The organism is Flavobacterium xizangense (assembly GCF_054075145.1).
This window is the reverse complement of the sequence record NZ_JBSIPG010000177.1, coordinates 1-259: the sequence shown is the minus strand read 5'-3', so window position 1 is coordinate 259 and position 259 is coordinate 1. Positions and strand designations below refer to the sequence as shown.

Genomic DNA, 259 nt, shown 5'->3' with positions numbered 1-259 from the left:
CGATGATGATGCTCTCGCCCCAGCCCTTGTGGCAGCATTCGAGCGCGGCGCGCATCAAGTGGACGTTGCCGATGCACTCGAACGAGAAGTCCACGCCGCCGTCGGTGAGTTCGACGATCACTTCCTGGATCGGCTTGTCGTAGTCCTTCGGGTTGATGCAATCGGTGGCGCCCATGGCGCTGGCCAGCACGAACTTGTTGGGGTTGGTGTCGACCGCGATGATGCGGCCGGCCTTGGCCTGCACCGCGCCCTGGATCAC

1 protein-coding gene is annotated in these 259 nt (G+C 63.7%); it reads right to left on the bottom strand.

Features of this window, described 5'->3' with window-relative positions:
- Positions 1 to 259: zinc-binding dehydrogenase (locus ACWA1B_RS23010; protein ID WP_456910973.1), on the bottom strand; the 259-nt coding region annotated here is incomplete at both ends.